General features: G+C 63.0%; 8 protein-coding genes. 5 read left to right on the top strand and 3 right to left on the bottom strand.

Annotation, left to right across the window (positions count from 1 at the left end; all coding sequences use genetic code 11):
- Nucleotides 1–355: 355 nt before the first annotated feature.
- The 3 genes from E3T28_RS16950 to E3T28_RS12800 all read right to left on the bottom strand — a co-directional run bounded on the left by E3T28_RS16950 (nucleotide 356) and on the right by E3T28_RS12800 (nucleotide 2,786).
- Nucleotides 356–709, bottom strand: coding sequence for a hypothetical protein (locus E3T28_RS16950; protein ID WP_166787031.1), 354 nt, complete (start codon nucleotides 707–709; stop codon nucleotides 356–358).
- 261 nt (nucleotides 710–970) lie between these two features.
- Nucleotides 971–2,206, bottom strand: coding sequence for a tyrosine-type recombinase/integrase (locus tag E3T28_RS12795; RefSeq protein ID WP_134431886.1), 1,236 nt, complete (start codon nucleotides 2,204–2,206; stop codon nucleotides 971–973).
- Complete coding sequence (locus E3T28_RS12800; RefSeq protein WP_166787032.1) at nucleotides 2,190–2,786, bottom strand: helix-turn-helix domain-containing protein; 597 nt, start codon at nucleotides 2,784–2,786, stop codon at nucleotides 2,190–2,192. Before E3T28_RS12800 ends, E3T28_RS12795 begins: the two co-directional genes overlap by 17 nt.
- A 107-nt stretch (nucleotides 2,787–2,893) precedes the next feature.
- Here E3T28_RS12800 and E3T28_RS12805 point away from each other — a divergent pair, with 107 nt between their 5' ends.
- The 5 genes from E3T28_RS12805 to E3T28_RS12820 all read left to right on the top strand — a co-directional run bounded on the left by E3T28_RS12805 (nucleotide 2,894) and on the right by E3T28_RS12820 (nucleotide 6,857).
- Nucleotides 2,894–3,136, top strand: a complete 243-nt coding sequence (locus E3T28_RS12805; RefSeq protein WP_134431892.1) for a helix-turn-helix domain-containing protein — start codon at nucleotides 2,894–2,896, stop codon at nucleotides 3,134–3,136.
- Nucleotides 3,137–3,171: 35 nt separating this feature from the next.
- Entirely contained in the window at nucleotides 3,172–3,315 is a 144-nt protein-coding gene (locus tag E3T28_RS16955) for a hypothetical protein (RefSeq protein WP_166787033.1), read from the top strand.
- A gap of 15 nt (nucleotides 3,316–3,330) precedes the next feature.
- The gene (locus tag E3T28_RS12810; protein ID WP_134431895.1) at nucleotides 3,331–4,284 is read left to right on the top strand and encodes a hypothetical protein; all 954 of its coding nucleotides are present in this window, start codon (nucleotides 3,331–3,333) and stop codon (nucleotides 4,282–4,284) included.
- Nucleotides 4,285–4,821: 537 nt separating this feature from the next.
- Nucleotides 4,822–5,196 carry a hypothetical protein gene (locus E3T28_RS12815; protein WP_134431898.1) on the top strand — a complete coding sequence of 125 codons (375 nt, stop codon included), beginning with the start codon at nucleotides 4,822–4,824 and terminating at the stop codon, nucleotides 5,194–5,196.
- Between the two features lie 2 nt (nucleotides 5,197–5,198).
- Nucleotides 5,199–6,857: a phage tail tape measure protein gene (locus tag E3T28_RS12820; RefSeq protein ID WP_134431901.1), complete on the top strand. Its 1,659-nt coding sequence runs from the start codon at nucleotides 5,199–5,201 to the stop codon at nucleotides 6,855–6,857.
- Nucleotides 6,858–6,927: the final 70 nt, after the last annotated feature.

The raw sequence follows: 6,927 nt of genomic DNA on the forward strand, positions 1-6,927 counted from the left end.
ACTAGTTCGCTGCCGCTGCCGCGCTGCCGCTGCCGCGCTGCCGCTGCCGCTGCCGCTGCCGCTGCCGCTGCCGCTGCCGCTGCCGCTGCCGCTGCCGCTGCCGCTGCCGCTGCCGCGCCGCCGCTGTTTGCGCCTCCGCCTCCGTGGCCAACTCAGGAGATACTCGGGCTGCCTTAGCCGGCTCCGCACCGGTCTGCGGCCGCGGCACAGCGGTCGGCCCGGATCTCCTGAATTAGCCACATACAGGTGGGGTCAAAGCCGAGCCTCGTGCATAACTCCTGAAATTCGACCGGTGCCATCGGACTTCTGCCTGATTTCGATCCGAAGGGGGCACATTCGGCAGGATGTGCAGGAGTTATCCAGGCGTTTCGGGGGCTAACTCAGGAGAACCATGGCTGGCATCAGCTTCTGCCCCGGAATCTGGCGGCGGATGTCCGCGGTCCGCCTGGTTCTCCTGAGTTGGCCACATACGGGTCGGGAACAGGAGCAGGAGCAATGACGGGAGCAGCAGGAGCAATGACGGGAGCAGCAGGAGCAATGACGGGAGCAGCAGGAGCAATGACGGGAGCAGCAGCAGCAACGGGAGCAGCAGCAACGGGAGCAACAGCAGCACCAGCAGCACCAGCAACGGGAACAGGAGCAGGCACGGTAGCAGCAGCACCAGCATCGGGAAGAGGAGCAGGGACGGGAGCAGCGACAGCAGCAGCACGGAGTGCAGGGGATGGGAACGCCGAGGGCGGGTTTCGAGCGTGTCGAGGCACACCCGACATCTAGTGCGAAAAGTCTGGCGGAGAATGGGGGATTCGAACTCGTCAGGGCACAGCGCCGTCCAGGTACGCGCCGGCACCCGATCGGCAGATAATGACCGGGATCGAAGGGGGTCAACGATCGACGAAGAACATCTGAGTGCACGTTGTAACCCTGCCGGTAGCACATCGATTAGCACACGAAAGCCCGGATTTGTGGGTGACTATGTGCCGGCGATCAAATCATGTAGCCGGCTGACGGCATCCTTCTGCATTGTCGGCGTCACATGGGAGTAGATGTTCATCGTCGTTGCGATATTCGAGTGGCCGAGACGCTCCTGGACGACCTTCGGATGAATGCCTAGTTCCAGTAGCAATGTCGCGTGCGTGTGCCGGAGCCCCTTCAGCGTGACTCGTTTGAGGACGTCCTCACCGAGCGCCTTGCGTGCTGAGGCCATTCGGTTGCTCCATCGACGCCCGACTTCGTTCGGTGATCGAATCCAGCCTGCGTCGTTGGCAAAGACGTAGCTCTCTGAGCGTGCCAGGTCGAGGGACAATGAGCCGCGGGTTGCCTTGTACGAACGCAGGACGGACTCGGTATCGAGGTCGATGTCGACCACACGAGCTCCGCCGGTCTTGGTGAGCTTGACGACGTTGCGCGCCGTGACGTCCGCAGCCCGGCGGATGCTGATGCGGTGATTCTTCATGTCGATGTCACCCCAGCGGATTGCGAGAGCCTCACTGCGTCGCATACCTGTGTTGGCGATCGTGAGCCAGAGCGGGTGCAGCTCGTCGTGGAACGTGTCTCGATTCCAGACAAGAAACGTCCGGAGCTCTGTCGCATCCCATGTGACGATCTCGGGACGCTGGGCCCGAATCTGTTTGCCCGTGGGGGCCTTCACAGTGCGCTTCTTGCGCGCCAAGTTGATCAGGAGTAGTCCATCGTCCACGGCCGCATCAAGGATCGAACCGAGCACGATGTGGACCTTGTTCACTGAGTTCGCGCTGAGAGGCTCTCCGCTGTGGCCGCAGTCGCGGCGCCCCGACTCGAGCAGCTCCTGATAGTGCCTGGCGATCCTCGTCGCTGTGAGCTTGTCGACCCTGATCTGACCGAGCTTCGGGACGATGTGGTTTCGGACAATCTTGGCGTATCCCTGAATCGTGGACGCCTCGAGTTGGAGTCCAGTCAGCCACTGCTGAGCGTAGACAGCAACGGTCGGGGATCCGGTCGTCGACACGACCTGCTGCGACTGCATCCGCTTTATCGCGTCCCGCAGAGCATCGTCAGCATCCTCCATCGATGCGAACCCGCCCGCGCCCGTGCGGCGAGTCTCTCCGTCGGGTTGCTCCGGGTCGACGGGGACGTAGAGCTGCCAACGCCATTTCGTGCCGGCCTTGGTCTGGTATGTGTACAGCGCGCCCTTTCCTCGGCGCCGTGTGCGACTAGTCCGCTTCGCCATCGGCTGTCTTCGGCTCGTCGTTTTCGTGCGCAGACTTCATGGCATTAGCGGCCGCGAAACGTATCTGTCCGGATGTCCATCGAATGCTCGCCTCTGCTTCAGCGAACATCCGAGCACCTGTCTCAAGGGAATCCATCATTATTTCGCGTGTCCTGTCGCGGTTGTTCGTCTCGATTTCGAGCAGCTGACGCAGAATGTCGACGTGGTCTTCTGGATAGTCGGCGTCCTCTCCAATGCTGGAGGTGAGGAATGCAGTCTCGGGGACGTTGAGTATCCCCGAAAGTGCGAACAGCTCTGCCAATCGGAATGGGCGGTTTCCGTTTTCGATCTTGGCGATTGTGGATTGCTCCATCTGGAACCCAAGCTCAGACATCCTCTTTGCCAGGTCAGATTGCGAGAGGCCGGAATTGATTCTCTGGGCCTTGATCTCCTTCCCGACTTGACGTTCGCGGACTCTGTATAGGTCGCCAGTCTCCAGACGTGTGTGTGCCGCCATCTCTGCGAGTTTCTGGATTTGCTCGTGCTGGTCGCCGCTTAGTAGCTCGTCCCAGAACTTGTCCCCGGAGTCGTTATTCCTCATGCGCATAATCTACAGCCGTCACGGGGTTGCGTTCAAGTGCAGCGCGATGCAAGAATAAACATGCGCAGAACGAATGGTTTTGAGCCGGACACAGCATGGGAGTTGAAATGACTGCAATCTGCATTGCACCTCAGAACGAGGTGTTCGACCTCGACTGGCTTCGTGGTCTCAAGCGCGCGACGGTGACTCGCACTGAGGCAGCGAAGCTGTACGGGGTGGACCCCCGCACCATCACGGCAGCGATTGAGCAGGGAACTGTCCCCGCGATCAAGCTTGGTCGGCGCGTCGTAATCCCACGGGAGCCGCTCTTGGCTCTCCTGACGGCAGATCACACCCAGGCCGCGAACTAGTGGCCGCGGCGTGCATTTCAATCGCCCGCGCTGGCGTGTCCCCGCTCGACATCGCTCGCCGCGTCGTGGCAGAGCATGCCGCCGGCAACACCGAGTTCCGGGTGACTGATGCCTACCAGCTCGCCGACGGCAGCGTTCGCGAGATGACGCGCGACGGCCTGCACGTGGGAGGCCTGTAGACGATGTGGCTACGCGTGGACGATGGGTTCATTACGTCGAAGAAGGTTCTGGCGATCCCTCGTGCTGTCCGCGCCGAGACTGTCGGCCTGTGGACGCTGTGCGGCGTGTGGAGCGCACGGGAACTCGCAGACGGCCGCATACCCGCTTATATCCCCGAGGAGCTCGGAGGCTCTCTCACCCAGGCTGACGAGCTGGTGCGCGTTCAGCTGTGGCACGCACCCGGATCTGCCTGCGATCACACGGAGTGTGGCGAGGCTGGCCCCGGGGAATACCTGGTGCACGACTGGCACGTGTATCAGCCGAGTCGTGCGGAAACCCTGGCCAAGCGCGCGGATGTATCAGCGAAACGATCGGCCGCGGGCGCCAAGGGTGCAGCGTCCAGATGGCAAAAGGATGGCAAAGCTATGGCAAGCGATAGCAACACTGTGGCAAGTGAACAGCAAAGCGATGGCCCCGTACCCGTACCCGTACCCGTACCCAATGAACAGACACAAGCCCTCGTGCAGGACAAGCCTGCACAGGTGCTCGAGGCGGAGTTCGCGGAGTGGTGGGCCGGATGCTGGCGGAAGCAGGCGAAGCCGGATGCGCTGAAGGCGTTCAAGGCTGCACGGAAAGACACCAGCCTCGCCGCGCTCATCGCTGGCGCGCAGGCCTACAAGCTGCTGAACATCGGCCAGGACAAGTCTCACCTGAAGATGCCGGCGGGCTGGTTGCGCGATAGGCGCTGGGAAGACGAACAGATCCCGCACGTCCCGGCTGCGAACACAGCCCGGAGCGGCGTGACACCGACCGAGCGCGCCATGGCCACTCTGCGACTGACCGAGCCGCAGGAACGTCGGCCCTCGAAGGTTGATCAGATCGAGGACCTTATCGCGCTCGGTCAGCGGATGGACGCCGACGTATCAGGCCAGAGCTTCAGCGAGTGGGAAGAGCAGCAGATGGCCGGTTACGCCGAGGTGCTGGGCTAATGGCCGCGGCAGCATGCAGCCTCCACGTCGGCGAGGTGTACCCGCAGCGGCGATGCTTTGACTGCGATAACGCTGGGGTCGGTACTGCCGACGCCATCGACCTCGCGGAGAACAAGCGGCTCTCAGCGCTCATCCGCAGCTCGGGGTACATCCCCGGCAGCGAGTGCCCCCAGCACCCGAACTACCCTCTCCTGTCGATCACTCCGCAGCGGTGCGACCGGTGCGCGCGTGACCTAGAGCAGAGCACGGTGGCCATATGAACGATTCAACCGTCGCTGGATGGCCTACCGACTCGGGCCCGCTGCAGACCCTGCACAGCATCGGACTGTTGGGGGATCTCGGCAGCCGGCCGGTCTGGGTACGGAATCCCAAGACGATCACCGACCGCAGGGGTGCGGTCACGTACAGGGGCTCTACCCAGTTCCTAAACGTGCTGAGTCTCCGATCTCTCGCCGCGCTCACGTTCGAGGGATGGGCGGTTACCGTCATTCCCAGTGACGGAAACAGCGGGTTCTTGCTCATCATTCGGAGAGCAATATGACCGCCGGCGGGTTCTTTCTTCTCGGCACCGACGGCATGCCGGAGGCGTTCATTGACCGGGTTGAATTCGAGGCTACGAAGCGGCGGATTTCGTATCTCTTGGCCGCGCACTCCCGTGACAAGTCCGCGGTGCTCGCCATCATCGCCCGGGAGCTGCAGAGTCAGGATGTCCCAGAGCAGGTGCGCACGCTCCTCACCCTCGGCGTGCTGTACCAGCTCACCACCGGTGTACTGGGCCCACACCTGACGTTGGCTGAGGCCACCTACCCCCAAAACGACTTCGTGGGCGACCTGCTCGCGTTGACGACCCGAGAGTCTCTGCAGGGTGACATCTCCAACCCCGAGGGCACGCCCTCAGAATCAGGAGACTAAGCATGTTTGAAGCTGGTGCACTGGGCTTCCGAATCCAAATGATCGGAGCGCAGATATTCAAGAAGGACGCGAAGGAAGCCGACCAGGCGGTTAAGGAGCTCGGCGAATCTTCGGAGAAGGCTGCGAAGAAGGTTGGCCCCCTCGGGGACCAGGTCGACAAGTCCGGCAAGGCAGCAAAGGACGCCAAGGCCCCGCTCGACGAGACCGGCAAGGCCACGAAGAAGCTCGGCGACGAGTCGGAGACCGCGGCGCCCAAGGTCAAGAAGACCTCGGAGTCCGTCGAGGATCTGAAGAAGAAGTCAGACGCCGCCGGCCAGACCATCGGCACCATGGCTGTCGGGATCGGGGCAGCGGTCATGGCGATGGCCGTCATCACGGTGGCCTCATTCACCACGTTCGACGCCGCCATGTCCAAGACGAACGCCGCGACGATGGCGACGACACAGCAGCAGGAGCAGCTGGGGGAGGCAGCCATCCAGGCTGGTGCCGACTCGGTGTTCTCCGCTACGGAGGCCGCCAACGCGCAGACGGAACTCTCCAAGGCGGGTGTCAGTGTCGGCAACATCCTTGGCGGCGCTCTGACGGGCTCCCTGGCCCTCGCAGCAGCCGGTGAGCTCGGCGTCGCCCGGGCCGCTGAGATCGCAGCGACCACGCTCACTGTGTTCAAGCTCAAGGGTTCCGAGGCCGGGCACGTCGCCGACCTGCTCGCAGCGGGCGCGGGCAAAGCTCAGGGTTCCGTCGATGACCTGGCGCTCGCGCTTGAGTACGTCGGTCCCACGTTCGCCCGGCTGAACATCCCCCTCGAGGACACGGTTGGCACCCTCGGGCTGCTCGCGTCCAACGGTGTTCTGGGTGAGAAGGCCGGCACTGGCCTCCGCGGTGTGATCTCGTCCTTGACCGCCCCGGTGGCCAAGGGCGCGGAGGAGATGAAAAAGTACGGCATCAACGTGTTCGACGCGCAGGGCAAGTTCATCACAATGGCCGGTGTGGCTGAGGAGCTGAAGACTGGGCTCGGCGACCTTGACGAACAGACCCGCTCAGCAGCACTCGGTGCCATCTTCGGGGCGGAGTCCGCGAACGTCGCCGGGATCCTCTACGCCGAGGGTGCTGAGGGTGTGGCGGAGTGGACGGAGAAGGTCAACGACCAGGGGTTTGCAGCCGAACAGGCGCGGATCAAGACGGACAACCTCACCGGCGACATTGAACGCCTCGGCGGGGCCATGGACTCCGCACTGATCCAGACCGGATCAGTGGCGAACGATTCCCTCCGCGACATGGTGCAGATCCTCACCGGGCTCGTCGACTGGTACGGCAACCTCGACGAGGGCGTGCAGGGCACTGCGCTGATCCTTGGCGTCAGTACCGGTGCCGCCGGCTTGCTCGGCGGAACGATGCTGCTCATGGTCCCAAAGATCGCAGAGTTCCGGCTGGCGATGACGTCGCTGAATACGACCATGGGCAAGACCGCTCTCGTCGGCGGGGCGGTCGGTGTCGCCATCACGGCAGCGATCGTTATTCTCGGAATTTTCGGGAGTGCGCAGGCTGATGCCGCAGCGAAGTCCAAGGCCTATGGTGACACGCTCCACGCCACCACGAAGCAGATCACCGAGAGCACCCGCGACCTAGCTGTTCTTCCCACGGAGGTTGTGAGCGTGGCGTGAGCTAAAAAGGTGAGGACCTCCGGTATCGATTGGGTTACCACACTCAAGTCGATGCCACGGAGGCCCTCAT

This window comes from Cryobacterium sinapicolor (assembly GCF_004403465.1).
GTDB classification, from domain to species: domain Bacteria; phylum Actinomycetota; class Actinomycetes; order Actinomycetales; family Microbacteriaceae; genus Cryobacterium; species Cryobacterium sinapicolor.